The organism is Alteriqipengyuania triglochinis, from assembly GCF_054655655.1.
In genome coordinates, this window is the sequence record NZ_BAAHNC010000003.1 from 280,478 (window position 1) to 307,140 (window position 26,663).

The window sequence follows — 26,663 nt, forward strand, 5'->3', positions numbered from 1 at the left end:
CATGACCATTCGCACGCTTTTCCTCTCCGCCGCTTCCGCGCTGGCTCTTGCCGGCTGCGCGGCGGGGCCGGACCATATCGCCTCCACCCCCATCCGCGATATGGAAACCGGCCCCTACCTTTCCGCCGAGGCCGACGTCGTCAGCCCCGCACCGCTGCCGCAGGACTGGTGGCGCCTGTACGACGACCCCGTACTCGACGGACTGGTCGCCGATGCGCTCGCCGCCAATACCGACATTCGCCAGTCGGTCGCCCGGATCGACCGGGCGCGGGCGGCGCTGCGCGGCGCGCGGTCGGATCGGCTCCCGCAAGTCGGGCTCGATGCCTCCGCCGGATATGGGCGCACCCCCGAGGCGCAGACCCTGCCGGGGCAGGACCGCGACGGCGGACAGTTCTCGATCGGCGCCGATATCGCCTACGAGGTCGATCTGTTCGGCCGGGTGAGCAGCGGTATCGCGGCCGCGCGCGGCGATGTCGCGGCGGCGCGCGCCGATGCGGAAGCGGTCAGGGTGATGGTGGCGGCCGACACCACGCGCGCCTACGCCGACGCCGCCAGCGCGGGGGCGCGGTTGCGCGTGGCACGCTCGATCGTCGATCTGCTCGAAGACAGCCTGCGCCTGACCCGCCTGCGCCACGATGCGGGCTATACCGATGGGCTTGCGGTGGCGCGGATCGAGAGCCTGCTCGAACAGCGCGCCGCCACGATCCCCGCGATCGAAGCGGAGCGGCGGGCCGCGCTGTTCGCGCTGGCCACGCTCACCGGACGGACACCCGCCGCGCTGCCGGCCAATATCGGCGAGCAGACCGTTCCGATCGAGATCGAGGCGCCACTGCCGGTCGGCGACGGGTCGCAGCTGCTGGCGCGGCGTCCCGATGTGCGCGCGGCGGAACTGCGCGCGCTGGCCGACGGGGCGCGGATCGGTGTGGCCCGCGCAGACCTCTACCCGCGCATCACGCTGGGCGGCTCGATCGGATCGGATGCGACCAAGCTGGGCGATCTGTTCACCGGCGGCCCGCTGGGCTTCCTGCTCGGCCCGCTGATCGACTGGGCCTTCCCCAATCGCGAGCCGGTCTATGCCCGGATCGACGCGGCGGAGGCGGACGCACGGGGATCGCTAGCCGCATTCGACGGCACCGTGCTCGTCGCCTTGCAGGAAGCGGAGACGGCCTTGTCGAACTACGCCCGCTCGCTCGAACGGCGGCGGATTCTGGTCGCTGCGGTCGCCTCGGCGGAGCGCGCTGCGCGTATCGTGCGCGCGCAGAACCGCGAGGGGCTGATCAATTCGCTCGAAACGCTCGATGCCGAACGCACTCTGGCCGAGGCGCGCGCGACGCTCGCCGATCAGGACGCCGATGTGTCCCGGCAGCAGATTGCCGTGTTCCGCGCCTTGGGCGGCGGGTGGCAAGGGCCTGTCGGAGTTGACAGTGAGTAAGGGCAAGATCTCCTGGTGGTACGCCCATCGTCACGCCTTCGCTTCCGCAGCGATCGGCTTCCTGATCACCACGCTGGTGATGCTATGGCCCGTCGTGGGTGGCCCAGCCTGACGAACGCAAAGGAGGGTATCTGACCGCCCGAGGTCACGCCGTGCCGGACGTCTCGCCCATCTGCAGGATCTCGATCTCGTGGCCATCGGGTGTGCGAAGGAAGGCGATCCGTGCGGGGCCGAACTGCACCGTCTCGCCTTTTTGCGTGGCACCCGCCGCGATCGCGCGGGCCAGATCGCCATCCAGATCGCGCGAGATCATCCCGACCGGGCCATAGCCGTTCCCGGTGTCGATCGTGCGGCCGTCCTTCCAGTGGAACAGCACGATCGTCATCGCGCCTTTCGGCCCCGTCATCATGTGTTCGCGGAAGGTCGGTGTGTCGACCGTGTCGGCATGCGTCAGCCCGAACCCCTGTTCGAAAAAGGTGGTTGCGGCGTCGATATTGGCGACGGTCAGTTTAACGAAGGTGAAACGCGCTGTCTCGGTGGTGCTCATCGGGGGTCCTTTCCACCGCGGGTTTGGCCGTCCGCGGCCGGTGCTGTCATGACTTCGCCGCGGCCTCTGCGCGGCCGTCGCCCTTGGGGCGCATCAGGCTCTCCTGCGAGACGCTGGCGACCATCCGGCCGCTGAGATCGTAGAAGTGGCCGCGATTGAGGCCCCGGGCATGTCCGGCCCACGGGCTTTCGGTCGCGAAAAGGTGCCAGCGGTCGAAATCGGGCGTCTCGTGAAACCACACCGCATGGTCGAGCGAGGCGGCCTGGATCATGTCGCTGCCCGGGCGGATGCCGTGGGGCAGCAGCGCATTGCGCAGGAACATCATGTCCGACGCGTAGGAGAGCAGCGCGCGCTGGAGGAGCGGATCGGACCCGGTGGGCGTGCGCATCCGCATCCAGACGGCGGTCTTCGCCTCGCCACCCAGCGCGCCGAAGATCGCCTCGGGATCGATCGGCACGATCTCGATCGGGCGCTTCTGCAAGCGTTCGACGATCGGCAGGCTGGCCGCCTGGGCGTCGCTGGCGCGCCATTCCTCAAGCCCGTCAAGCGCGGCCTCGATGTCGAGCGGGAAGGGAGCAGGGGCGGTGTGCTCATACCCGTCCTCCTCGACATGGAAGGACACGGTCATGGTGAAGATCAGCGTATCGCCCTGATAGCCGTCCACCCGCCGCACCGCGAAGCTCCGCCCGGCCGACAGCGGCGTGACGGCGTAGCGCACCGGCTGCGCGCTCGACCCGGCCTTCAGGAAATGGGCGTGCAGCGAATGGGGCAGGCGGGTGCCATCCTCCATCTGCGATGCGGCGAGCAGCGCCTGCGCGATTGCGTGGCCGCCGAACAGGCGCGGGCCCATGGCCGGACCCGACCGGCCCTCGAAAGTCGTGTTATCGACGGTCTCGAGGGCGAGGATTTTGACAAGATCGGCGATATTGGAACTCCCAAACGATCCATACCCGATATTCAGCCATGCCGACAATGGCAAGTCAGTGCGAGAGAAAGTGACAAACTTCGCTTTGCAGCAGCTTTGCGGTCAGGGCGTTGACACCATAACAACTAGTGTGACAATACTCGTCGGACAACGCAGGGAGAAGCCGATGACCTATACCAAAGGCCGGGTCGTGAACGACGCCGACTCGCACACCATGGAAACGCAGGACTGGCTCGCCGATCATCTCGAGGGCGAGTACAAGGAGATGTATTCGCAGGTGTATTCGAAGCGCGATGGCGGCGATCGGATCGTGAAGATGATCGACGCCGCGAAGGCACGCAAGAACGACCCTGAGGCGCGCGCCAAGGCGCTCGAGAACCCGATCCAGGGCGCGAAAGGCTGGCTCGGCTATGGCGGCTTCGACCCCGAAGAACGGGTCGAGGCGCTCGACTGGCTGGGCTTCCAGAGCCAGCTGGTCTTCCCGACATTCGGGCTGGGCGCGATCACCAAGGCGGAGAGCGACGACCAGCGCTATGCCGCGGCCACCGCGCTCAACAAGGCGCAGCAGCAGTTCTGCGATGCCGATGCGCGGATGGACTGCGTCGCGTTCACGCCTCTGGACGATCCCGAGCGCGGCCTTGCCGAGGCAAAGCGCGCGGTGGGGGCAGGCGCCAAGGCGGTGATGTTCAGCGCGGGCCCGGCGGGCGACAAGAGCCCCGGGCACCCCGATTTCGATCCGTTCTGGCAGTACCTTGAGGACAACAAGATTCCCTTCATGCTGCACATCGGGCCGGGCACGAAGACCCAGCCAACCAGGTTCCGCAACAACGGGCGCGAGCGCGCGGCCGACCTACACGGCGGCGGCGAGAACCTGCGTTTCCCCGACTTCATGTGCCTGTGGTACGCGCCGCAGGAATTCCTCACCGCGATGGTCTACGACGGCGTTTTCCAGCGCTTCCCCGATCTGCGCGGCGGCGTGATCGAAAGCGGGGCGGGCTGGGTGCCCGAGTTCCTGCGCATGCTCGACCATGGCTGGTACTCGTTCAACAAGACCGACCAGTACCTGAAGGACATGGACCTGATGCCTTCGGAGTACCTCAAGCGCGCGGTCCGCTTCACGCCGTTCCCGAACGAGGACGTGGGCCACATGATCCGCGACTCCGCGCCGGAGCTCTACCTGTTCTCGAGCGACTATCCGCACCCCGAGGGCACCAAGGATCCCTACGGCAAGTTCGAAGCCTCGCTCGACGGGTTCGACGAGGAGGTGAAGGACATGTTCTACCGCACCAACTACGATCACATGATGTACCGCAAGAGCGAGGCGCTGGCCGAAGCGGCCGAGTAACGCTCCTCTCGAGCGCACTGGGGGAGCATCCGCTGCGATGCTCTCCCTTTTTTCCTGTGCCTGGCCGGATCAAAGGAAGCTGACGGTCACACCAGTAGGGATAAATCGCGCGGCTGCCGCAGGGCGGCCTTGTGCATTGTCAGGTGTGGCGGCACAGCGGACCTATGGAGGCCATCCCGGCAGAGGACGATCGCGAGCAGCAACTGCTCGCCGCAGCGGAGGCACTGATCCGCGAAGGCCGGACGCTCAATCTCTCGCTCGGCGAGGTGGCGGACCGGGTCGGCGTCAGCCGCAGCCTCCTCTACGTTTATTTCGACGGTGTGCCCGCGATCGTCGACGCACTCTTTCTCCAGCATCTGGACCGGCTCGCGGCGCGCATCCTGCCCGAACTCGACGCCACGCCGGCGACCTATCGCGAGCGCGCGAGCGCGGCCTATGCCGCCTATCTCGACTACCTGATCGAGAGCGGGCCGATCCTGCAACTGATCCTGCGGGAGCGGCATCAGGACAGCCCCCTGGGGCCGGAAAGCCAGCGCCAGTTTCGCCGTCTGCTGCGGCGCGTCGCGGAGGAAACGCGCCGTCCGCTCGGCCTGGCGCCGCGCGAGGCTTTCGTGCTGCTCGAACTCACGACCGGGATACCCGAGGCGCTGGCGCGCTTGGTGCGCGGTGCGGAGATCGATCGCGATACGGCCCATGCAACCTGCCGACGGCTGGTTTCGGCCTCGGTGGATGGGTTCGCCGTCGCCCCTGCGGCCTAGTCCACACCCGCGGCGAGGTTCTCATCGCTGAGGACGCCGGCCATCACCACGGTCAGGCAGATTTCCTCGACCATCGCGAAGGGCGCGCGCCTGCTTGCCACGATTCCGCCCGCCTTCAGGCTGACTGCGGTCAGTGCGGCGGTCGAAGCGCGCGCGCTTTGCATGTCCATCTTGCCCTGTCCGGCCAGTTGCTGGAGGATCGGCGCCCGCGCCGCATCGCTCTGCGCAATCCGTTCGGGCTTCAGCGCGTCGCGCACCTCGGGCGTGCGCAGCAGCATTTGCAGCAAGGGCCCGCGCCGGGCGGCTTCGTGCAGATAGCCGATGGTCGAGAGCATAACGCGGGTCTGGTGGTTGGTGCCGCGCGCGATGCGCCTGCGCCGCTGCGATTCCTGGCTGGCAATCTCGCGCCGCGCGAGGGCCAGCAGCAGCTCGGTCCGGCCGCCGAAGCAGTTGTGGACCTGGGTTTCGCTGATCCCGGCAAGCCGCGCCACGTCCCGGATGGTCACCGCCGACAGCCCTTCGCTCAGGGCGATCCGGCTTGCGATCTCCATCAGGTGGTGCCGCCTTTCCTCGGCCGACATGCGCGTGCGGGTGCCGGGCGACTGGCGGGCCTGGCGCCGACCGAGCGCGAAAGTCTCGCTCAGGCCGATCGGGGCGGGGGGCAGCTCCGGGCGCGGATCGCGCGCGGCGGCGCTGCGGGTCCAGTGCGATCGGGGCGGGCGTGGAACGGCGAGCCGGTCGCAGATTTTCGCAAGGCCGTTGCCGGTGAGGCCATAGCGCGCGGCGACCGCCCCCATGGGTTCGGACCATATGCGTTCGAACAGTTCTGCGCGGGTCAGCTCCATCGTGGCAGGCTATTCCGACCGGGCCTTGCATGTCCACCCGAATACGCTCGTACGAAGGTGTAAGAAATCCGTCTCTATATCGTACCCGATATTCGAATATGCTTGTTGTTAGATTGTAAACGCCGCGCTATGACGGTGGGCAGAAAAAATGAGGAGGGGAGAATGACGCGGTTTCCGGCGGCTTTGGCCGTCCTCGCAACCGGCCTGGTGCCACAGGCTCTCGACGCTCAAATGCCAGACCCTATCGACGGGGCCGAGGTGGAAGTGGGTGCGGGCACCCTGATGGGATCGCGTGAAAACGGCGTACTGGTTTTTCGAGGCGTGCCCTATGCCGCGCCGCCGACGGGCGAGAATCGCTGGCGTCCGCCACAGCCGGTCGAACCGTGGCAGGGGGTGCGGGCGGCGACCGCGCATGAACCACCATGCGCGCAGCCGGTCGATACCGACACCATGGTCGCCAATTTCGGCGGCGTGAACGGGGCCCAGTCCGAAGACTGCCTCTATCTCACCGTCACCGCGCCCGAAGATGCGCGCGATGCGCCCGTGCTGGTGTGGTTCCACGGCGGCGCGTTCTTCCTGGGGGCGGGCAGCCTCGGCTCTTATGATGGTACGGCCAACGCGCAGCAGGGCGTCATCACGGTAAGCGTCAATTACCGGCTGGGGGCGCTGGCGAACCTCGTTCATCCCGCACTCGACGCGGATCATCCCGAAGAGCCGCAGGGCAATTACGCGCTGCAGGATGCCGTGGCCGTGCTCGAATGGGTGAAGGACAATATCGAGGCCTTCGGCGGCGATCCCGATCGGGTGACCGCCGCAGGGCAATCCGCGGGCGGCGGGATCGTCGCCAACCTGCTGGCGCTGCCTTCCGCGAAGGGCCTGTTCGACAAGGCGATCGTCCAGTCCGGCAGCCTGTTGCTGCCCGACCGCCCGAAGGCCGAGGCGCAGCGCATGGCGATCGAGGCGCTGGAGACCATCGGCATCGGGCCCGACGTCACCGCGGACGAGCTACGCAGCATTTCCGCGCAGACCTTCGCCGCATCGGAGCCCTTGCGCGCCGGTTTCTTCTTCACGCCCGACGCGAATTTCAAACCGACATCGACCATCGCCGCGCTGCGTTCCGGGACGCAGGCCGACGTGCCCCTGCTGGTGGGCTCCAATGCGGGAGAGAAGGGCTTCGCTGCCGCGCGCACCTTCGCCGCGCTGGCGGGTGACGCGGGCGCCCCGGCGTTCCTCTACCGCTTCGACCACACGCCCGCCTTCCGCGCGGGGGAATGGGCCGATGGGCCGATTCACTCGGCCGAACTGATGTTCACTTTCGATTCGATCGACCGGTCGAGCTGGGGCGGGGAACACGCCGACGCCGCCGATCGCGCCTTGGCGGACAAGGTCAACGGATGCTGGGTCGCCTTCGTCAAGATGGCGCCCGGCGCGCGCTCCTTCGAATGCGCCGACTTCACCTGGGAAGCGTACCGCCCAGGAGGCGAAGCCGCGCTGATCGAAACGACCGGCCCGAAGATGGCACCGGCAGATGCACTGCCCGATGGCCCCGAGGAGGATGCCGCCACGAAGGACGAATAGTCTGACCGAATACAAAAGCCGGAAAAACGGCGATGTTGGGAGAGAGAGATGATTGGTAAACCGCACTTCATGGTGGGGACAGCATGCGCATTCGCGCTTGCCCCCGCAGCGATGGCGCAGACCACCCCGGTCGATAGCCAGGAAAACCAGCCGGAGCTGGCGGAGCAGATCGAATCGGATCCCGAGACCACGATCGTCGTCACCGGGTCCTATATCCGCGGCCAGCGCGAGGATGGCGCGCTGCCGGTCGATGTGTTCGGCCAGGAAGAGCTGGAAGCGCGCGGCATCGACAGCCCGCTGGAGTTCATCAAGAGCCTGCCCTCGGTCGGCCCGGTGCTCGGCGATTCCAACCAGTACGGCGCGGGCGGCAGCCTGGGCGTCGGCTCGATCAACCTGCGCAGCCTCGGGCGTGAGCGCACGCTGGTGCTGTTCAACGGTCGCCGCTTCGCGACCGAACCGGGCGATGGTGCGGCGGACACCAACCTGATCCCGCTATTCGCGCTCGACCGGATCGAGGTGTTGAAGGATGGCGCAGCTTCCACCTACGGCTCCGATGCGATCGCCGGGGTCGCCAACTTCGTCACCCGCCGGGACTTCGACGGGATCGAGATCGCGGGGGATTACGAATTCGTCGACGGGTCGGACGACAATTACCGCGTCAGTGCGCTCGCCGGGTTCGACATCGGCGATGCCAATCTGATGATCGGCGCAGGCTGGCAGCACCGGTCCGAACTGCCGACCACGGCGCGCGACTTCACCAAGGTGCCCTATGCGGAAAATCCGACGGGCTATTCCTTCCTGAGCAATCCGGGGCTCTACGCGCCGGTCGGCTTCATACCCGGTCGCGGTGTCACCACTCTGGGGCTGGGCGTCGATGGCAGCCAGCTGGACGCATGCGAGTCGCTGGGCGGCATCCAGGGCGCGTATCCGCGTGCGGGCGACACTCCGCTGCCCGTGTGCCGCTATAGCTACATCCCCTTCGTCAATCTGATCGAGAAGGAGGACCGCTATCAGGTCTATGGGCAGTTCACCGCCGACCTTTCCAACCGCGTCAGCTTCACCGCGGAAGCGCTCTATTCGCATACCGAGCTGAAGGATTTGGGCTATTCGCCCAGCAACCCGATCACCCAGGGGCCCAACGGGCCGGGCAGCGTGAGTGCGTTTACCGTTCCGGCAAGCAACCCCGGCTATGCCGCTTTTCTGGAACAGTCCTTCGCGCCGGGAACGCCGCCGCGGCTGTTCACTCCGATCCTGTCCTCGATCGTGCTGTTCCGGCCCTTCGCGCTGGGTGGCAATCCCTTGAACTCGGGCGGGTCCGGTTACGGGCAGGCGGTAAACGACGCGTGGAAGGTGTCGGCGGGGTTCGATGTGGATCTGACCGACAATCTGGCGCTGCAGACCTTCGGCACCTACATCCGCAGTTCGCGCCTCGCGTTCTCGAACGACATCGTGAGCGACCGGCTGCAACGCGCGCTCAACGGTTTGGGCGGTGACTCCTGCACCGGCACGACCCCGGGTGCCGGGGGGTGCCTCTATTTCAATCCCTTCATCAATTCCGCACCCGGCAATCCAGCGCTAGGCCTGGAAAATCCGGCTTACGTTCCGGGGAACGAGAACTCGATCGAAGTGATCGATTACATGACGGAGCGCAGCGGGACACGCGCGACCGAAGAACAGTATATCTTCGATGCCGTGTTCAGCGGCGACATGACGCTGTTCGGAAGGACGCTGGGCTACGCCTTCGGCGGCCAGTTCCGGAAAACCGAATTCGCGACCGATCCGCTCAACCGGTTCAGCGATCCCAATGCGTATCCGTGCGCGATCGAGGGGGACACCTCGTGCCTCGATGATCCGAACGATACCAACTTCCCGGTGGGTGCGTTCACCTTCCTCGGCCAGTACCCCCGCGCGCGCCTTTCGCAGGATGTGTATGCCTTCTTCGCCGAAGCGCAGATGGAAGTGTTCGACGGCTTCGAACTGACCGGCGCGATCCGGTACGAGGATTACGGAGGCCTGGTAGGCTCGACCGTCAATCCCAAGCTCTCCGCCCGCTGGCAGGTGACCGATTTCCTCGCCCTGCGCGGGTCGGTGGGCGATACGTTCCGCGGGCCGCTGCCCGCCGATCTGGGGACTGCCGGGGTGCGCGCGGTGGCCGGGATCGACGTTCTGGGTGGCAACTTCAAGGCGACCGATACGGTCGGCAATCCGGCCCTCGCGCCAGAAACCGCGCTGACCTACAATGTCGGCGGGATCCTCGAATTCGGCGGATTCAACTTCAGCGTCGACTATTGGGCCTACGAGTTCGAAGGGCGGTTCACCAATCTCCCGCTTCAGGAAATCGCGGCCAATGTCGCGCCCGGCGGACAGGACGGGACGCAGCTTGTAGATTGCTCCAGTCCTTTCGTTGATTACGTGGTATTTGCCGGCGGGGTCTGCACGCAGGGCACCACCATCGGCAACGACATCAGCCGCCTTCAGACGCAGACCGTCAACGGTCCCGACGTGACCACCAGCGGCCTCGACTTCAGTGCCAACTACCGCACCGATCTCGGCCCGGTCAGGGTGAATCTCGGCGCGAATGCGACCTACACGCTCGAATACGAATTCGGCGATTTCGAATTCAACGGGCTGCTCTTCAGCGAAGGCTACGACGCGGCAGGCTATACCAATTACGACCGCGAACCGGGCACCGTGTCGAAATGGCGGGCGAGCGGCTACCTCAATCTTCAGGTCGATCCCGTAAGCGTAACCTGGTCCAGCACTTACATCGGCGGGGCTACCGATAACCGCTGCGAAGGTAAGGAGTTCTGCGCGGAAACGCCCGAGTTCGGAGGCACGAGTTTCGGGCGCGAAGTGGGTTCCTTCTTCTCGCACGACGTCTTCGCGTCGATCGATCTCACGCTTGGCGGGCTCGAGGCAGAACTGCAGGCGGGTGTCGAGAACGTGTTCGACACGGACCCGGCGCAGGCGCGCCTCGAATACAGCTACGATCCGTTCATCGGCACCGCCAAGGGCCGCACCTTCAAGATCGGCACCAAGGTGCGTTTCTGAGCGCGAACGAGTGAGACAGCCACGGGAGGGGCGGGGGCCGCACAGCGGCGTTCCGCCCCTTGCCGTGCGGGGAACCAACAGGGGGAGAACTATCGATGCCCAGACATGCCATGATGCTCGCTTCGATTGCCGCGCTTGCGCTCTGCGTGCCGGCAACCGGGCAGGAGCCGCCCGCCGCAACTCCGGTGGTGAAGACCGAAGCGGGGTCGGTCCAGGGCCTCGAACAGGGTGGCATCGATGCCTTCCTCGGCGTCCGCTACGCCGCACCGCCGCTGGGCGACCTGCGCTTCCAGCCGCCCGTAAAGCCCGATGCGTGGGAAGGCGTGGCCGACGCGACCGGCTACGGCGCGCCGTGCATGCAGATCTATTCGGCAAGCGGCCCGAACGAGTCCGAGATGACCCGCCGCATCCAGGCGATCTTCCCGACCTCGACCGAAGCCAAGATGGACAACGAGGACTGCCTGTTCCTCAACGTGTGGACTCCGGAAGCAGGCGACGGCGGCAAGCGCCCGGTGATGGTGTGGTTCCACGGGGGCGGCTACGCCTACGGGTCGGGCAACTGGCCCGCCTATAACGGGCGCAACCTGGCGGAGAAGGGCGACGTCGTAGTCGTCACGGTCAACCACCGCCTCAACGCCTTCGGCTATCTCAACCTGGCCGAAAAGTTCGGCGAGGATTTCGCCGCCTCGGGCAATGTCGGCAATCTCGATCTGGTCCGCTCGCTCGAATGGGTGCGCGACAATATCGAAGCCTTCGGGGGCGATCCGGACAATGTCACGATCATGGGCGAGTCCGGCGGTGGATCGAAGGTCAGCCACCTGATGGCGATGCCCTCTGCCGATGGCCTGTTCGACAAGGCGGTGATCCAGTCGGGCCCCGGTGTGTTCAGCGGCAAGCCTGCCGAGGCGGCTGACTATGCGGCCAAGATCCTCGATGAGGCGGGCGTCGAAACCCTCGAAGACCTGCGCAATGTCCGCAGCGATGAGATCGTCGAGGCGGTGCGCAAGGCGACACCGGCAAGCGCGATGGGCACCGGGCCGCAGTTCGGGCCGATCGCCGATGGCACGATCATCCCGCGCGATCCCTTCCTGCCCGCCGCGCCCGAGCAGTCGCGCGATATCCCGGTGCTGATCGGCTACAACAAGGACGAGATGACGCTGTTCGTCGCCGCGCAACCGTGGTTCGGGCGGCTGACCGAAGGCACTTTGTCCGCGATGACCGGCGCGATGGGCGAGCAGGCGGTGGCGGCGGTCGATGCCTACCGCAAGCGCTACCCCGATTACTCGCCCACCCACCTCGCCAGCATCGCGATGGGCACCCGCTTCGTGCGCGGCACCTATCTGCTGGCGGACCAGCAGAGCCGCACGGCAAGCGCACCGGTCTATGCCTATCGCCTGACGTGGGAGACGCCGATCGGCGGGGGTATGCTGCGCACGCCGCACACGCTCGACATCCCGCTGATGTTCGACAATGCGGTGGAGAGCGCCGCGCTGGTCGGCACCGGCGAGGACGCGCAGATCATGGCCGACATGATGAGCGATGCTTGGATCGCCTTCGCGAAGACCGGCACCCCGTCGAGCGCGCTGCTGCCCGAGTGGAAGGCTTACACGCCCAAGACCCGTTACGTGATGGAGCTGAATGTCGAGCCCCAGCTGGTCGACGACCCTGAAAAGGACATTCGCGAATTGCCCAGCGAGCTTTGATTGCTTCCAAAAAGAAAGGCCGGCGTCCCGCGTGGGGCGCCGGCCTTTTCATGTCCGGTTGAGCGGAGAGCCTAGTTGAAGCTCTCGCCCGCTTCGGCCTTCTTGCGCAGGTAATCGCTCACCGGCAGGCCGTGCTTCTCCAGCCCGGCGACCACGGTATCGAGCCCGATCGTGTCGGCCCAGAACATCGGGCCGCCGGTATAGAGCGGCCAGCCGTAGCCGTTGATCCACACCACATCGATATCGCTCGCGCGCTGCGCCATCTTCTCGTCGAGGATCTTCGCGCCTTCGTTGACCATCGGGTAGAGCAGCCGCTCGCGGATCTCGTCCTTCGAGATGTCGCGCTGTTCGTTGCCTTCCTTCGCCGCGAAATCGGCGATGATCTGCTTCACCTCGTCCGACGGGGTGCGCTGGCGCGCTTCGTCGTAGTCGTAGAAGCCCTTGCCCGCCTTCTGGCCGAAGCGGCCCACGGCACACAGCGCCTCGCGCACGGTCGTGACCTTGCTCGGGTCGCGGTGCCAGCCGATGTCGATCCCCGCGAGGTCGCCCATCTGGAACGGCCCCATCGGGAAGCCGAACTCGAGCAGTACGTCGTCGACGTCCCAGTAGTTCGCGCCTTCCATGATGAGCTTGTTCGCCTGCGCCTGCCGCTGCGAGAGCATGCGGTTGCCGATGAAGCCGGGGCACACGCCGGAGACTGCCGCGACCTTGCCGATTCTTTTCGACAGCTTCATCGCGGTGGCCAGCACATCGTCGCGCGTCTTCTCGCCGCGCACCACTTCGAGCAGCTTCATCACGTTCGCGGGGCTGAAGAAATGCAGGCCCAGCACGTAGCCGGGGCGCTTGGTGGCGGTCGCGATCTCGTTGATGTCGAGATAGCTGGTGTTGGAGGCGAGGATGCCGCCTTGCTTCACCACTTCGTCCAGCTTGCCGAAGACGTCTTTCTTGACGTCCATGCTCTCGTAAACCGCCTCGATCACGAGGTCGCAATCGGCGAGGTCATTATATTCGAGCGTGGGCGTGAGCAGGCCCATCGCCTGTTCGACCTGCTCGGCAGTCATGCGCCCGCGCTTGGCCGTGTTCTCGTAGTTCTTGCGCATCACGCCGGTGCCCCGATCGAGCGCTTCTTGCTTCATCTCGAGGATGGTGACCGGGATACCGGCAGACAGAAAGTTCATCGCAATCCCGCCGCCCATCGTGCCCGCACCGATGATGCCGACCTTCTTGATGTCGATCAGCGGGGTGTCGGCGGGGATATCGTCGATCTTGTTGGCGGCGCGTTCGGCGAAGAAATAGTGCCGCATCGCCTTGGACTGGGTGCCCGTCATCAGCTTGCCGAATAGCTCGCGTTCCTTCTTCACGCCTTCGGCGTAGGACAGCTCGCCTGCTGCTTTCACTGCCTCGATCGCCGCGTTGGGCGCGTCGAAACCGCGCATCTTGCGGCCGTTCTTGGCGCGGAATTCGTCGAAGATGTCGGGGTTCTTGATGCCATCCTGGTTGGCGTCGCCCTCGCTCGTGCGCGGGACGGGCTGGCCGATCTTCGACTTGGCGAAGGCGATGGCGTCGGCGGCAAGGCTGTCTTCGCCCACGATCTCGTCGAGCAGGCCGATTTCCTTCGCCTTCTTGGCCGAAATCGGATTGCCGATCGCGACGAGGGGGAGGGCGGCCTCTGCCCCCACCAGACGCGGCAGGCGCTGCGTGCCCGCGGCACCGGGGATCAGGCCCAGCTTCACTTCGGGCAGGCCCATCTTCGCGCTCGGCACCGCCACCCGGTAATGGCACGCCAGCGCGACTTCGCAGCCGCCGCCCAGCGCGGTGCCGTGGATCGCGGCGACGACCGGCTTGTCGCTCGCCTCCAGCTTGTCGAGCGCTTCGGGCAGGCTCGGCCCCTGCGGCGGCTTGCCGAACTCGGTGATGTCGGCGCCTGCGAAGAAGGTGCGTCCGTCGCAGCGGATCACGACCGCTTCGACGCTATCGTCGGACAGCGCCTCGGCGATGCCGTCGGTCAGCCCGGCGCGCACGGCCTGGCCCAGCGCGTTGACGGGCGGATTGTCGGAAATGATCACGAGCACATTGTCGTGCTTTTCAGTGCGAATGGGTGAGGTCATCGGTCGGATACTCCTGCGTTGCTTTGGGTGAGCGCCGAATAGATCAGCGTCTTGAGCTGTCGGCGGATGGGATAGGCGGAAGAGGGGTAGAGCTGGGTCATGAAGACGCACGTAATCCGCTCCACCGGATCGACGAAGAAGGCGGTCGAATAGGCGCCGCCCCAGTAGAATTCGCCCTTGCTCGCCGGGATCAGCGTGCGCGCAGGCTCGGTGACCACGGCGAAGCCCAGGCCGAAGCCGGTGCCCGCATTGTTCGCTTCGCTGAACAGGCTCTGGCTCATCTGCGTGAGGTCCGCGCCGCCGGGCAGGTGATTGGCGGTCATCAGGTCGAGCGTTTTGGGAGAGACGATCTGCCCGCCCTGATAGGCACCGCGATTGACCAGCATGGTGCAGAACTTGTCGTAATCCGCGAGGGTGGAGATCAGCCCACCGCCGCCTGAGTGGAACTTGGCCGGTTCCATCAGGCGCGATTCTGCCCCCTTGTCGATCAGACGCGGGGCCTGCCCGGGGCGGTAGGCATAGGCATCGGCGAGCCGATCCTGCTGCGCGGGATCGATGTCGAACCCGGTATCGTCCATCCCCAGCGGGGCGAAGATGTGTTCGCGCAGGTAATCGCCCAGCGCCATGCCCGACAGGCGCTCCACGCACACACCGAGCACGTCGGTCGAGACCGAGTAGTTCCACTGGCTACCCGGCTCGAATTCGAGCGGGATGCGCGCCAGCGTCGCGATGTATTCGTCCGAAGTGACCGCGCCGCGCGACAGGTCGAGCTTCGCGGCGCGATAGGCGGCGTCCACGCTGGTGCGGTTCTGGAAGCCGTAGGTGAGCCCCGACATGTGCGACATCAGATCGACGAAGCGCATCGGTTGGCCCTGCCTCATGGGCGCGAAGGGCAGGTCGCCGCCACCACCCGAATAGGCGCCGAGGCCTTTGAACTCTGGCAGGACGCGAGCGACCGGGTCTTCCAGCGCGACCTTGCACTGCTCGACCAGCTGCATGAACGCGATCGAGGTGACCGGCTTGGTCATGCTGGCGATGCGGAACAGCGCATCCTCGCGCATCGGCGTGCCATCGTCGCGCAGCGTCCCGCCCTGGTAGTAATGCACCGGCTGCCCGTCGCGCGAAACCAGCAGCTGCATGGTGTTGAGCCGTCCGGTGTCGAGATAGGTTTCGTCGAGGAAACGGTCGATCCGTTGCAGCCTCTCGCCGTCGAACCCCCGATCTTCGGGTTTGCCCAGTTTCATTGACCTCTCCACCATCTCAGTCGGCCCTCAAGTGCCGTACCTTATCTTTATCCGTGCCGGGGTAACGGATTTTACGGCGATGTGAAGGCTCATACCCTTCTTTCAGAAAAAATTTCGCAGCGCTTGCCTGATCGCGTCGGGACGGGCAAGATCGCCCCCAAGCCGCACGAGTCGGCACGAGGGAAAGGAATATCTGGAAAATGCGCGACGCCGTAATCGTGTCCACCGCCCGTACCCCGCTTGCGAAATCGATTCGCGGGGCCTTCAACGCAACCCACCCGGTCCAGCTTGGGGCATGGTCTGTCGAGGCTGCGGTCGAACGCGCCGGGCTCGACGGCAATGAGATCGAGGATGTCGTCTTCGGTGCCGCCAGCCAGGGCGGGGCGCAGGGGTTCAATATCGGCCGCCAGATTGCCTTGCGCGCCGGGCTCCCGGTCGATGTCGCAGGCATGACCATAGACCGCCAGTGTTCCAGCGGGCTGATGGCGATCGCCACCGCCGCCAAGCAGATCATCGTCGACCGGATGGACATCTGCGTTGCGGGCGGCGTGGAATCGATCACCGCGATCCGCAACAACACGGGCAAGCCGCAGCGCGACGAAGAGCTGCTCAAGATGCATCCCGACATCTTCATGCCGATGATCGGCACGGCGGAGGTCGTCGCCAAGCGTTACGGCATCAGCCGCGAGGATCAGGATGCGTATTCGCTCCAGTCGCAGCAGCGCACGGCGGCTGCGCAGGACAGTGGAAAGCTGGCGGACGAGATCATCGAAGTCTCCACCGTGATGGACGTGAAAGACCGAGAGAGCGGCGAGGTGTCCAAGAAGGACGTCACCGTCGCGATGGACGAGTGCAATCGTCCCAACACCACGCTGGAAGGGCTGGCGAAGCTCGATCCGGTGATGGGCGAGGGGCACACGATCACCGCCGGCAACGCGAGCCAGCTGGCCGATGGCTCGGCGGCGAGCGTGCTGATGGAAGCCGAGGTCGCCAAGGCGCGCGGCCTCACGCCGAGGGGCCGCTATGTCGGGATGGCGGTCGCGGGCACCAAGCCGGACGAGATGGGCATCGGGCCTGTGTTTGCGATCCCCAAGCTGCTCGAACGGTTCGACCTCAAGATCGACGATATCGGGTTGTGGGAGCTGAACGAGGCATTCGCGGTGCAGGTGCTCTACTGCCGCGACAAGCTGGGCATCCCGGACGACCGGCTCAACGTCAACGGCGGATCGATTTCGATCGGCCACCCCTTCGGCATGACCGGCGCGCGCTGCGTCGGCCACGCGCTGATCGAGGGCAAGCGGCGCGGCGTCAAATATGTCGTCGTGACCATGTGCGTGGGCGGCGGGATGGGCGCGGCCGGGCTGTTCGAGGTCCTGTGATGGCGAGCACCGCGAAACCGAAAGACCTCGCCTCTGCCATCGGCTGGACCCCGCCTGCGAACTGGCCTGCGCGCAGCCGTGCCGAATGCAAGGCAATCCTGACCGCGCCGGGCATGCGGTTCGAAATGGAGGAAATCGACATTCGCGGCGTCAAAACCCGTGTGTGGAAGAACGCTCCGCCCAACCTGCGTGCCATCGCCATGCTGGGTGCGTCGCACGGGGACCGCACCTTCGTGATCTACCAGGACGAGCGGGTGACCTACGATGCGTGGGGCCGTGCAGTCGCCGCGCTGGCGCACGAATTTCAGGCGATGGGTATCGGCAAGGGCGACCGGGTCGCGCTGGCGATGCGCAACCTGCCCGAATGGCCGGTCGTATTCTTCGCCGCCGTCACCATCGGCGCGATCTGCGTGCCGCTCAATGCGTGGTGGACCGGCGGGGAGCTGGCCTACGGCCTCGCCAATTCGGGCACCAGGCTGCTCGTCTGTGACGAGGAGCGGTGGGAACGCATCGCCGAGCATCGCGGCGACATGCCGCAGCTCGAGCATGTGCTCGTCACCCGTCACGAAGGTGATCTGGACGGCGCAGCGCGACTGGAAGACATCCTCGGCACGCCGAACGATTACAAGGACCTGCCTGCCCGCACGCTGCCCGATGCCGAAATCCTGCCCGAAGACGACGCAACGATCTTCTACACCAGTGGCACGACCGGCAAGCCGAAGGGCGCGCTGGGCACGCATCGCAACCTGTGCACCAACATCATGTCGAGCGGCTTCGGTGCCGCCTGCGCGGTGCTGCGCCGCGGCGAGGAAATACCCGCGCCGCAGCCCAAGACGACGCTCACCGTCATCCCGCTGTTCCACGTCACCGCGTGTTCCGCCGGGCTGATGGGCGCGATCGCGGCGGGCAACACGATGATCTTCATGTACCGGTGGGACCCGGTCGAGGCCTTCCAGATCATCGAGCGCGAGAAGGTGAGTTCCACCGGCGGCGTACCGACGATCGCCTGGCAGCTGCTCGAACATCCCGAGCGCAAGAACTACGATCTCTCCAGCATCGAAGCGATCGCCTATGGCGGCGCGCCCGCCGCGCCCGAACTGGTGCGCAAGATTCACGAGGAATTTGGCGCTCTGCCCGGCAGCGGCTGGGGCATGACCGAGACGATGGCGACCGTGACCGGCCATTCGTCGGAGGATTACCTCAACCGGCCCGACAGCTGCGGGCCTGCGGTTGCAGTCGCGGACCTCAAGATCATGAGCGAGGATGGCACGCGCGAACTGCCGACCGGCGAGATCGGCGAATTGTGGGCGCGCGGTCCGATGATCGTAAAAGGGTACTGGGACAATCCCGAAGCGACTGCCGAGACTTTCATCGACGGCTGGGTGCGCACCGGCGACCTCGCCCGGCTGGACGAGGAAGGCTGGTGCTACATCGCCGACCGCGCGAAGGACATGATCATTCGTGGCGGCGAGAACATCTATTCGTCGGAAGTCGAGAACGTGCTCTACGATCACCCGGCGGTGACCGATGCCGCGCTGGTCGGCATTCCGCACCAGCAGCTGGGTGAAGAGCCCGCAGCGGTGGTCCACCTTGCGCCGGGCACGAGCGCAACCGAAGCCGAATTGCAGGAATGGGTTGCGGGCAGGCTGGCCAAGTTCAAGGTGCCGGTAAGAATTGCCTTTTCAAACGAGACCTTGCCCCGCAATGCCAATGGCAAGATCTTGAAAAAGGAGCTTTCGAGCTTCTTCTGAAGCCTGCTACCGCTTGCCGGAAACTTGGGCGAACGGGGCGGGTAATGATGCTGGGGGAAGCGGATGGCGAAGAAGCCTGACGTCACGAAGAAGTTCGGCGAGAAGCGCAGCGCCATCCTGCACGCCGCATCGGTACTGATCAACGAAACGGGTGTTCAGGCGACCACTCTCACCAAGGTGGCGCGGGCGATCGGGCTGAACGCGACCAGCGTCACCTATTATTTCCCGCGCAAAGACCAGCTGATTGTCTCGGTCTATGCCGAAACCATCGCGCTGTTGAAGGAGATGGCCGGGGCAGCCCTGGCCGAACCGACGCCCGAAAAACGGATCGCCAAATTCGTTCACCTGCACGTCGCCCTGCGCGGGCGTATCCGCGAGGGCGAACGCGGCCTGATGACCGCGCTGTCCGAAATCCGCTCGCTCGATCAGGAACAGCAGGACGAATTGCTGTTCGCCTATCGCGAGATGGTCAACGATGTGCGCGCTTTCTTCGGCGAGCCTGCGGACGAGAAGCAGCGCGCGCTTTTCTCTGCGCGGGCGCATATCCTGATCGAGGCGATGCTGTGGTGGCCGGTGTGGTCGCGGCGCTATTCGGTGCTCGATTTCGCAAGGGTCGAGACCAAGATCGTCGATATCCTGTGCTTCGGCATCCCTGCGCAGCGTGGCGAGTGGAATCCGGCGAAGCTCGAAGACGGCGGCTGGCGCATTCACGAGGATCGCCCGCTGCAGCAGAACGACGAGTTTCTGCGTGCGGCCACGGTGATGATCAACGAACGCGGCTATCGCGGGGCGTCGGTCAACCGCATTGCCGAGGCGCTCAATGTGACCAAGGGCAGCTTTTACCACCATCACGACGCCAAGGACGACTTGGTGCTGGAGTGCTTCCAGCGCAGCTATGATCGCCTCTCGAAAGTGCAGATGGCGGGCTACGATGTCGAAGGTTCGTACTGGACGCGCCTGGCAAGCATTCTCAACGAACTGCTGGAATTGCAGTTCTTCGATTCCATGCCGCTGCTGCGCACCACCGCGCTGCAGGCGCTCGACAGCGAGACCAAGATCGACGTCGTGATGCGCTCCAACCGCCTTGCGCGGCGTTTCGCAGGCTTCCTGATCGACGGGTTCGCCGACGGGTCGGTGCGCGCGATCGACCCGCTGGTTGCCAGCCAGATCATCATGTCGACGCTCAACGGTGCCTATGAGGCGCGGCGCTGGGCGGCGCGATTCGACCACCATGGAGAGGCGGTCGAAACCTATCTGTCGGTGCTCAGCGAAGGGATGCTGGCCGAGCGCAGCTAGCGGCCCGTCTGCTAGACTGTCGCCACCCGGTGACGCGGCTCGCGCACCTTGACGACCAGCAGCACTAGCGCCGCGATCTGCGCCGCAAGCACGATGAAGAACAGCGGCTGGAACCCGCTGACCGCCACCAGCAGTCCTGCGAGCACCGGCCCGCTCGCGGCAATCGCCCCTTCCAGAGTGGTGACGAAGGCGAGCCGCATCGGCGTATCCTGCGGCTCCCCGAATTCGAGCACCATCGTGGTCGAGGCGAGCATCCAGCCCGATCCGCCGACGCCCAGCAGCACGAAGGCCGCGTAGATCGGTACGGCGGTGCTGCCGAGGATCAGCAGCGTCACCCCGGCGACCGAGCTGCACAACGCCAGCACGTAGATGATCTTGAAGCCGAAGCGATCGCCCAGCGGGCCCCACAACACGTTGGAGAGCGTGTCAGACCCGAGGAACACGAAGCTCAGCCCGCCGATCAGCGCACCATCGAGGCCCAGCTGCGTGCCCGCATAGATCGTCCAGAACGGCGCGCCGACCCGGGCCATCGTCGAGAAGCACTGCACCGCCAAGAACCACGCGAAGTCGCGATCCTGCAACAGCTCGGGAAACTGGCGGATGCGCTGCATCATCGGCATTTGCGGGCGGCTGACCGGCGCGGCGGGTTCGCGGATCATCGTCTTGAGCACGACCAGCCCGGCGCTGGTCAGCAGGAAGGCGAAGAGGAAGGTCGTGGCATAGCCATTGCCCAGCCACTTGTCCTCGATCAGGTAGTTGCCCGCCGCCCAGGCGAGCAGCGCGGCAATCAGGCCGCCTGCGAAATTGCGATAGCCCTGCAACCGCCCGCGCTTTCGGATCGGGATCAGCTTGCTCATCAGCATCTGGAACGCGACCCGCTGCGCGCCGGTGAAGAAGCCGAGCAAAACGAAGCAGGCGAAGGTCCCGATAAGCAGCAGGTTGCCGGTTAGGAAATACCCCGTCAGCGCGAGCCCCAGGATCATCAGCCGCATCATCGATCCGACGCCGATCGCGTAGGGCAGGATATGGCTGCGATGCTCGATCCGCGATCCGCTGGCGATCGGGCTGATCGTCGCGCCGAGCTGGAGCAGCGCCGTGCCGAGGCCCACGGCGGCGGTGCTGCCGGTCAGCAGCAGCAGGTAGGCGGGGATGATGGTGGGGGCGTAGATCAGGCGGAAGCCGGTCATCCCCAGCACGCCGTGGATGAAGTTGGCGGTGTAGTTCCGCTTCAGGTTCTCGTCTACGAAGCGCGCGTGGTCGGCCAGCGCGCGTCGCCGCGCGCCGGCCGTGTCTTCCAGTCCCTCGGAATCCTCGAGCGGATCCAAGGTGTCAGTAGCCGCTCAGCGCTGCGAAGCGGTTCTTGAGGTAGCTGCGCGTGCCCCATGAGGCCTCGAGCACCCGCGCACGCTTGAGATAGAGGCCGATGTCGTACTCGTCGGTCATGCCGATCCCGCCGTGCAGCTGGATGCCTTCGTTGCTGATCGTGTGGAGCACCCGGTTGGCTTCGGCCTTGGCGACGATCGCCGCGCGCGATGCGCCGACGCCGCTGTCTACCGCCTGCAGCCCCGCTTCGACCGCGGAGCGCATCTGCGCCAGATCCGCGAACAGATCCGCCATGCGGTGCTGCAATGCCTGGAACGAGCTGAGCACCTGATTGAACTGCACGCGCTGCTTCAGGTAATCGAGCGTGGTGTCGAACACGATCTGCGCCATGCCGAGCATTTCGGCAGCGGTGAGCACGCGTGCACGGTCGAGCACGTCGTCCAGCAGGCTGTCGCCGCCGTTCTCCAGCTTCTCGGCCATAGCGCCATCGAAGGCGATGTCGGCATGGCTGCGCTGGTCGGTCAGGCGGCGGGTGGTCAGGGTGACGCCGTCGCCTTTCTCGACCAGGTAGAGTCCGTCCTTGGCGGCGACCACGAACAGGTCCGCGCCGTGTGCTTCGGCGACGAAGCCCTTGGTGCCGGTCAGCTTGCCGCCCGAGACGCTGGTTTCGATCTCGGCCGGATCGTGATGCGCGCTCTCGTCCACCGCGAGCGTGGCGATGGCTTCGCCGCTGGCGAGCTTGGGCAGCCACTTGGCCTTCTGTTCGTCGCTTCCGCCGAGCATGATCGCGCTGGCGGCAAGCGTGGTCGCGATCAGTGGGCTGGCCGTGAGGGTCTTGCCCAGTTCTTCGACCACCAGACCGGCGGAGAGAAAGCCGAAATCCGATCCGCCATGCTCTTCGGGGATGATGATCCCGGCCCAGCCCATCTCCGCCATCGCGGAGTAGGCCGCGCGGTCGAACGCCTCCGGTTCGCCCGAGGCGCGAACCTTGCGGAATTCGGTCACGGGGCTTTCGTTGGTGGTCCACTCGCGCGCCATGTCGCGCAGCATTTCCTGCTCTTCGTTGAGAACTGCCATGTCGATAATTCCTGAGTCTTACTGCCTGAAGCTTACTGGTGGTCGAGCATGCCGAGCACACGCTTGGCGATGACGTTGTTCTGGATTTCGGTCGATCCGCCGTAGATCGTGGTGGCCTTGCCGTAGAGCCAGGCGCGCACGCCCTGGAGCTCGATCGGGCTGAAGCCTTCGCCTTCCCAGCCGAGCCCCTGGAGGCCCATGATCTCGATGGTCATCTCGGCGCGTTCCTGGCCGAGCTTTGTGCCGAGTTTCTTGAGCGCGGAGCTGATTTCGGAGACGCCGCCTTGGGCCTTGCTTTCCTCGACCGCGCGGCGCGCGGTGTGCAGGAAGCTGGTCCAGCGGATTTCGAAATCGGCGATCCGGTCGCGCAGCACGGGGTCTGCCAAAGTGCCGTCCTTGTTCACCTTGCCGTACTTTTTGGCGATGTCCGCAAGGCTGCCGCCGCCGCGCCCGCCGGGTGCCGCGCCCGACAGGTTCGTGCGCTCGTGCTGCAGCAGTCGCTTGCCGATGGTCCAGCCCTGGCCTTCCTCGCCGACAAGGTTCTCCTTGGGCACCTTCACATCGGTGAAGAAGGTTTCGCAGAACGGACTGGTGCCGCTGATCATGGTGATCGGGCGCACTTCGACGCCGGGGGAATCCATGTCGATCAGCAGGAAGGAAATGCCCTTGTGCTTGTCGCTGCGGTCGGTGCGGACGATCGCGAAGCACTTGTCCGCCCACTGGCCGCCGCTGGTCCAGGTCTTCTGCCCGTTGACGAGGTAGTGGTCGCCCTTGTCCTCCGCCATCGTCTGGAGGTTCGCGAGGTCGGACCCGGCATTGGGTTCGGAATAGCCCTGGCACCAGCGGATTTCGCCGCGGCAGATCGGCGGGATATGCTCCTGCTTCTGCGCCTCGCTGCCATATTCGAGCAGCGTGGGGCCGAACATCATCACGCCCATGCCGCCGATCGGGTTGTAGGCACCCGCTCGCGCCAGTTCCTCGTTCAGGATGGCCGCTTGCTTGCGGGAAAGCCCGCCGCCGCCGTATTCTTTCGGCCAGGTGGGCGTGCCCCAGCCGCGTTCGCCCATCGCTTCGCGCCAGGCCTTCTGCGCCTCGGTCTCCTTGATCGGGCCTTCGGTCGCGCTCAGCGAGATGCTCTTGCCCTTGAGCTCTTCGGGAAACTTGTCGGCGAGGAATTGCCGCACTTCCTCGCGGAAGACGTCGGCGCTCTCGCGCGCCTCTGGTTCAAGCTGGGTAGCCATGATCTGCTCCTTGGTCGGTCGTTCGTAAAATAATGGCGAGGGCGGGGCGTGCTATTCCGCCGGTTCGGGGACCTCGTCGGCGTTGAGCGCGCTCGCACGGTCACGCCGGGCGAGCTCGTCCACATTGGCTTCGTGGCTGGCGCGGTCGATCCGGTAAGCGAACAGGAAGCCTGCGCCGCCCAGATAAAGCACGATCAGTGTCGGCACGTAAACCAGCGCCAGCATCCGCGGTATCTCGGGGTCTATCGTGCGCGGATCGGTTCCCGGCACGATGCCGACAAAGGCGACCAGCAGACCGGCCGCGAACACACCCAGGCCCGAGGTCGACTTCTGCATCAGCGTGTTCGCTGCGTAGAACAGGCCTTCGGAACGGCGGCCGGTGCGTAGCTGGCTGTCCTCCACGATATCGCCGATCATTGCATGGGTCAGCACGGCGGAGGATACGCCGCACAGCTGGAACAGCATCGAGAATGCGAAGACGCTGGCGACAAGGCGCGGATCTCCGTTTTCGGGCATCATTCCCGCGAACCGCAGCAGGTAGGGCGCACTGGCGAAAACCACCGCGACGATCGCGAGGTAGAAGGCGGCATTGCGCTTGCCGAACTTCTTGGAAACCAGCGGCGCGAAGAACAGCGCGAGGAACGCGCCCGCCAGCGAGTCCACGGTGAGGATCGCCAGCTGGGTGGAGCTGAAGCCCCAGAAATAGGTGCCGAAATAGATGTTCAGCGCCGACGTCATCCCCACCGAAGTATATTTGAGCACCCCGAAGGAGAGGATCGCGAGGAAGCCCTTGTTGGAGAAAGTGCGGCCCATCTGACCGAGGGTCTTGATCGCCCCGATCTTCTCCGGCGCGGGCGGCATCTTGAAATATTTGACCCGGTGCAGCGTGCCGAAGCTCGACAGCAGGATCGCGCCGAGCATCAGCGCTGCCCCGACGATGGCGAAGGTTTCGTACCCCGCCGGGTTGAGCTGGCCGACAGGGTATTCCGCCGTCGGGGCGAGGAACACCAGCAGCGTGAGGAAAGCCATGCCGACCCCGCCCAGATAGGCGAAGAAATAGCGGTAGCTGGCGATCGAGGTGCGCTGGTCGTAATCGCTGGTCAGTTCGGGCGCGAGGGCGGAACTCGGGATCTCGTAGAAGGTGATGAAGGTACGCACGCAGCAGCCGATCACCAGGATGTACCAGAAGATCTGCGTATCGCTCATCCCCGCAGGCGGGAAGAACAATAGCAACAAGCTGGCCGAGGCGGGCAGGGCGGAGGCGAGCATCAGCGGATGCCGCCGGCCCAGCCGCGTGCGGATCGAGTCCGACCACTGGCCGACCACGGGATCGGAGATCGCATCCACCACCAGCGCCACGAGGATCGCGAAGGAGACGAGCTCTGCACGAACGCCGACGACCTGGTTGTAGTAGAGCAGCAGGAAGGACCGGAAGGCGACGTCCTTGATCCCGTAGCCGATCGAGCCGGTGCCGTAGAGAAGCTTGGTGACAAAGCCGAGTTTCGGTGCGGTAGGGTCGGTTACCATACGTAATCCATCCTATCTTGCCGGAGAGCCGAAGGCGCCGTCGCGGATTGTCTGTTCGCGCGCCTGTGCCTCGCGCGCCTTCAGACGTTCCACGTTCTCGCGGTGCGTTTCTTCGGTGATGGGGTAGAAGAGGAGGAACAGCGCGCCGATGATCCACAGGCCGAGCGAGAACGGAATGTAGTGGATGATCAGGCTCTGCTCCATCGCGGGCGTGATCTGCGCGACGTCGGCCTTGGTCGGGAAGTGCGACAGTTCGAGCACGATGCCCGCCATCATGATGCCGAGCCCGGCAGAGCATTGCTGCATGAAGCTGGAGGCCGCGAAGAACACGCCTGCCGTGTGCTGGCCGGTGCGCACCGCGTGGTCTTCCACCACGTCCGCCAGCATTGACGATGTGTTGATCAGCGAGATTGCGATCATCGCGCCGTAGACCGCGCCGATCACGAACAAAGTCGGCAGCAGCATCGGATCGCCGGGCTGGAAGAAGGCGCCGATCAGCGTGAGGAACAGCGGTGAGATGCCCAGCGTGATGCCGACTATCGCCATGAACATCGATGTGTTGCGCTTGCCCAGCCAGCGCGAGAAACGCGGCGCGAGCGGGGCGGCGAGGACGGCAGCGATCAGGCTGTCGAAGGTCAGCAGCGCCAGCTGGTCTGCCTCCAGTTTGAAGACATAGGTGCTGAAATAGACCGTTGTCGCCGCATACAGGCCGATGGCAGTATATTTGAACACGCCGAAGCCGAAAATCGCGAGGAAACCGCGATTGCGGAAGGCTGCGAACATCTCCTTAAAGTGCGAGGCGGGGGTGGCCCCCTCGCCCGGTTCGTCGCGTTGGCGCAGCTGGGGCACGCGGCTCAGGGTGCCAAAGCCGCATACCAAGATGGCGATCAGGATCAGCGCCCCGCCGAGCCAGGCGAACTTGACGTAGCCTTCGGGGTTCAGCTGCCCGCGCGAAATCTCTGGCGTGGCGACGAAAAACACCGCGAGCGAGAAGGCCGCAAACCCGAACGTGCCGAGATAGCCGAAGAAATAGCGCAGTCCGAACAGTCCGGTGCGTTCGGAATAATTGTCTGTCAGTTCGGCCGCCATCGCGCTGGTCGGGATCTCGAACGCACTGATCGACATGCGGGTGAGCGAGGCGAGCGCGAAGATCCAGACGCCCATCTGCATGTCGCTGAGGCCGTCCGGCGGGAACCACGACAGCACGAAGAACGCCGCCGTCGGTAGCGCGGAGCCGAAGATGAAGGGATGGCGCCGCCCGATGCGCGAGCGCGTCATGTCGGACCAGCGCCCGATGAACGGATCGGCGAAGGCGTCGACCAGCAACGTGAGCGCTATGGCCCCCGATACGATGGCGGCGGGGACGCCGAGCACCTGGTTGTAGAACAGCAGAAGGTAGGTGGAGAAGGCGGCGTTCTTCACGCCATTGGCGATCGCGCCGAAACCGAAGCTGAGCCGATGCACCCGCGTCATCGGCGGAGTGGGGGCGAGGGCGGAAGACGTCGCGGTGGGGGGGGCGGTGGTGGCCATCCG

General features: G+C 65.4%; 19 protein-coding genes. 9 read left to right on the forward strand and 10 right to left on the reverse strand.

Annotated features, from left to right (window positions below; genetic code table 11):
• Position 1 precedes the first annotated feature (1 nt).
• Complete coding sequence (locus tag ACYQ0L_RS11600; protein WP_459789374.1) at positions 2-1,432, forward strand: efflux transporter outer membrane subunit; 1,431 nt, start codon at positions 2-4, stop codon at positions 1,430-1,432.
• Between the two features lie 145 nt (positions 1,433-1,577).
• Here the strand turns inward: ACYQ0L_RS11600 and ACYQ0L_RS11605 are convergent, their stop codons facing one another.
• Positions 1,578-1,979: a VOC family protein gene (locus ACYQ0L_RS11605; RefSeq protein ID WP_459789375.1), complete on the reverse strand. Its 402-nt coding sequence runs from the start codon at positions 1,977-1,979 to the stop codon at positions 1,578-1,580.
• A gap of 46 nt (positions 1,980-2,025) precedes the next feature.
• Positions 2,026-2,829, reverse strand: a complete 804-nt coding sequence (locus ACYQ0L_RS11610) for an acyl-CoA thioesterase (protein ID WP_459789376.1) — start codon at positions 2,827-2,829, stop codon at positions 2,026-2,028.
• A 241-nt stretch (positions 2,830-3,070) separates the two neighbouring features.
• On the opposite strand from ACYQ0L_RS11610, the gene ACYQ0L_RS11615 reads away from it, so the two are divergent.
• Together ACYQ0L_RS11615 and ACYQ0L_RS11620 are read left to right on the forward strand one after the other, a co-directional pair.
• On the forward strand, positions 3,071-4,249 hold the full coding sequence (locus ACYQ0L_RS11615; protein WP_459789377.1) for an amidohydrolase family protein: 1,179 nt from the start codon (positions 3,071-3,073) through the stop codon (positions 4,247-4,249).
• 164 nt (positions 4,250-4,413) lie between these two features.
• Positions 4,414-5,007: a TetR/AcrR family transcriptional regulator gene (locus ACYQ0L_RS11620; protein WP_459789378.1), complete on the forward strand. Its 594-nt coding sequence runs from the start codon at positions 4,414-4,416 to the stop codon at positions 5,005-5,007.
• Here the strand turns inward: ACYQ0L_RS11620 and ACYQ0L_RS11625 are convergent.
• Positions 5,004-5,852: a TetR/AcrR family transcriptional regulator gene (locus tag ACYQ0L_RS11625; protein ID WP_459789379.1), complete on the reverse strand. Its 849-nt coding sequence runs from the start codon at positions 5,850-5,852 to the stop codon at positions 5,004-5,006. The two genes, ACYQ0L_RS11620 and ACYQ0L_RS11625, sit on opposite strands and share 4 nt — an antisense overlap.
• 162 nt (positions 5,853-6,014) lie before the next feature.
• Between ACYQ0L_RS11625 and ACYQ0L_RS11630 the strand changes: the two genes are divergently transcribed.
• The 3 genes from ACYQ0L_RS11630 (at position 6,015) to ACYQ0L_RS11640 (ending at position 12,184) form a co-directional block, all read left to right on the forward strand.
• The gene (locus ACYQ0L_RS11630) at positions 6,015-7,430 is read left to right on the forward strand and encodes a carboxylesterase/lipase family protein (protein ID WP_459789380.1); all 1,416 of its coding nucleotides are present in this window, start codon (positions 6,015-6,017) and stop codon (positions 7,428-7,430) included.
• A 48-nt stretch (positions 7,431-7,478) separates the two neighbouring features.
• Positions 7,479-10,481 (forward strand): TonB-dependent receptor domain-containing protein, encoded by a 3,003-nt coding sequence (locus ACYQ0L_RS11635; RefSeq protein ID WP_459789381.1) that lies wholly within the window; start codon positions 7,479-7,481, stop codon positions 10,479-10,481.
• A 95-nt stretch (positions 10,482-10,576) separates the two neighbouring features.
• On the forward strand, positions 10,577-12,184 hold the full coding sequence (locus tag ACYQ0L_RS11640) for a carboxylesterase/lipase family protein (protein ID WP_459789382.1): 1,608 nt from the start codon (positions 10,577-10,579) through the stop codon (positions 12,182-12,184).
• 71 nt (positions 12,185-12,255) lie between these two features.
• On the opposite strand, the gene ACYQ0L_RS11645 is transcribed toward ACYQ0L_RS11640, so the two are convergent.
• Both ACYQ0L_RS11645 and ACYQ0L_RS11650 read right to left on the reverse strand, forming a co-directional pair.
• Positions 12,256-14,292, reverse strand: a complete 2,037-nt coding sequence (locus tag ACYQ0L_RS11645) for a 3-hydroxyacyl-CoA dehydrogenase NAD-binding domain-containing protein (RefSeq protein WP_459789383.1) — start codon at positions 14,290-14,292, stop codon at positions 12,256-12,258.
• Positions 14,289-15,536 carry a serine hydrolase domain-containing protein gene (locus ACYQ0L_RS11650; protein WP_459789384.1) on the reverse strand — a complete coding sequence of 416 codons (1,248 nt, stop codon included), beginning with the start codon at positions 15,534-15,536 and terminating at the stop codon, positions 14,289-14,291. The genes ACYQ0L_RS11645 and ACYQ0L_RS11650 overlap by 4 nt, the downstream gene beginning before the upstream one ends.
• Positions 15,537-15,736: 200 nt before the next feature.
• Between ACYQ0L_RS11650 and ACYQ0L_RS11655 the strand changes: the two genes are divergently transcribed.
• From ACYQ0L_RS11655 to ACYQ0L_RS11665, 3 genes are all read left to right on the forward strand, one after another.
• The gene (locus tag ACYQ0L_RS11655; protein ID WP_459789385.1) at positions 15,737-16,915 is read left to right on the forward strand and encodes an acetyl-CoA C-acyltransferase; all 1,179 of its coding nucleotides are present in this window, start codon (positions 15,737-15,739) and stop codon (positions 16,913-16,915) included.
• Entirely contained in the window at positions 16,915-18,666 is a 1,752-nt protein-coding gene (locus tag ACYQ0L_RS11660) for a class I adenylate-forming enzyme family protein (RefSeq protein ID WP_459789386.1), read from the forward strand. Before ACYQ0L_RS11655 ends, ACYQ0L_RS11660 begins: the two co-directional genes overlap by 1 nt.
• Positions 18,667-18,729: 63 nt before the next feature.
• Positions 18,730-19,962: a TetR/AcrR family transcriptional regulator gene (locus tag ACYQ0L_RS11665; protein ID WP_459789388.1), complete on the forward strand. Its 1,233-nt coding sequence runs from the start codon at positions 18,730-18,732 to the stop codon at positions 19,960-19,962.
• Between the two features lie 11 nt (positions 19,963-19,973).
• Here ACYQ0L_RS11665 and ACYQ0L_RS11670 read toward each other — a convergent pair whose 3' ends face one another.
• Genes ACYQ0L_RS11670 through ACYQ0L_RS11690 form a run of 5 tightly spaced genes read right to left on the reverse strand, consistent with a single transcriptional unit; the run spans position 19,974 to position 26,660 of the window.
• Positions 19,974-21,287 carry an MFS transporter gene (locus ACYQ0L_RS11670; protein WP_459789389.1) on the reverse strand — a complete coding sequence of 438 codons (1,314 nt, stop codon included), beginning with the start codon at positions 21,285-21,287 and terminating at the stop codon, positions 19,974-19,976.
• 4 nt (positions 21,288-21,291) lie between these two features.
• Entirely contained in the window at positions 21,292-22,362 is a 1,071-nt protein-coding gene (locus ACYQ0L_RS11675) for an acyl-CoA dehydrogenase family protein (protein WP_459789391.1), read from the reverse strand.
• A 32-nt stretch (positions 22,363-22,394) separates the two neighbouring features.
• A complete protein-coding gene (locus ACYQ0L_RS11680; RefSeq protein WP_459789392.1) occupies positions 22,395-23,603 on the reverse strand; it encodes an acyl-CoA dehydrogenase family protein in 1,209 nt (402 codons plus the stop codon).
• A gap of 51 nt (positions 23,604-23,654) precedes the next feature.
• Entirely contained in the window at positions 23,655-25,130 is a 1,476-nt protein-coding gene (locus ACYQ0L_RS11685) for an MFS transporter (RefSeq protein ID WP_459789393.1), read from the reverse strand.
• A 12-nt stretch (positions 25,131-25,142) separates the two neighbouring features.
• A complete protein-coding gene (locus ACYQ0L_RS11690; protein ID WP_459789394.1) occupies positions 25,143-26,660 on the reverse strand; it encodes an MFS transporter in 1,518 nt (505 codons plus the stop codon).
• Between the last annotated feature and the right edge of the window lie 3 nt (positions 26,661-26,663).

Bases quoted from the DNA above. Each gene is read 5' to 3' on its own strand.
- ACYQ0L_RS11675 (WP_459789391.1), bottom strand. From the start codon at position 22,362: ATGGCAGTTCTCAACGAAGAGCAGGAAATGCTGCGCGACATGGCGCGC.
- ACYQ0L_RS11600 (WP_459789374.1), top strand. From the start codon at position 2: ATGACCATTCGCACGCTTTTCCTCTCCGCCGCTTCCGCGCTGGCTCTT.
- ACYQ0L_RS11690 (WP_459789394.1), bottom strand. From the start codon at position 26,660: ATGGCCACCACCGCCCCCCCCACCGCGACGTCTTCCGCCCTCGCCCCC.
- ACYQ0L_RS11665 (WP_459789388.1), top strand. From the start codon at position 18,730: ATGGCGAAGAAGCCTGACGTCACGAAGAAGTTCGGCGAGAAGCGCAGC.
- ACYQ0L_RS11620 (WP_459789378.1), top strand. From the start codon at position 4,414: ATGGAGGCCATCCCGGCAGAGGACGATCGCGAGCAGCAACTGCTCGCC.
- ACYQ0L_RS11655 (WP_459789385.1), top strand. From the start codon at position 15,737: ATGCGCGACGCCGTAATCGTGTCCACCGCCCGTACCCCGCTTGCGAAA.
- ACYQ0L_RS11660 (WP_459789386.1), top strand. From the start codon at position 16,915: ATGGCGAGCACCGCGAAACCGAAAGACCTCGCCTCTGCCATCGGCTGG.
- ACYQ0L_RS11650 (WP_459789384.1), bottom strand. From the start codon at position 15,536: ATGAAACTGGGCAAACCCGAAGATCGGGGGTTCGACGGCGAGAGGCTG.
- ACYQ0L_RS11645 (WP_459789383.1), bottom strand. From the start codon at position 14,292: ATGACCTCACCCATTCGCACTGAAAAGCACGACAATGTGCTCGTGATC.
- ACYQ0L_RS11630 (WP_459789380.1), top strand. From the start codon at position 6,015: ATGACGCGGTTTCCGGCGGCTTTGGCCGTCCTCGCAACCGGCCTGGTG.
- ACYQ0L_RS11680 (WP_459789392.1), bottom strand. From the start codon at position 23,603: ATGGCTACCCAGCTTGAACCAGAGGCGCGCGAGAGCGCCGACGTCTTC.
- ACYQ0L_RS11605 (WP_459789375.1), bottom strand. From the start codon at position 1,979: ATGAGCACCACCGAGACAGCGCGTTTCACCTTCGTTAAACTGACCGTC.
- ACYQ0L_RS11640 (WP_459789382.1), top strand. From the start codon at position 10,577: ATGCCCAGACATGCCATGATGCTCGCTTCGATTGCCGCGCTTGCGCTC.
- ACYQ0L_RS11625 (WP_459789379.1), bottom strand. From the start codon at position 5,852: ATGGAGCTGACCCGCGCAGAACTGTTCGAACGCATATGGTCCGAACCC.
- ACYQ0L_RS11685 (WP_459789393.1), bottom strand. From the start codon at position 25,130: ATGGTAACCGACCCTACCGCACCGAAACTCGGCTTTGTCACCAAGCTT.
- ACYQ0L_RS11610 (WP_459789376.1), bottom strand. From the start codon at position 2,829: ATGGGCCCGCGCCTGTTCGGCGGCCACGCAATCGCGCAGGCGCTGCTC.
- ACYQ0L_RS11635 (WP_459789381.1), top strand. From the start codon at position 7,479: ATGATTGGTAAACCGCACTTCATGGTGGGGACAGCATGCGCATTCGCG.
- ACYQ0L_RS11615 (WP_459789377.1), top strand. From the start codon at position 3,071: ATGACCTATACCAAAGGCCGGGTCGTGAACGACGCCGACTCGCACACC.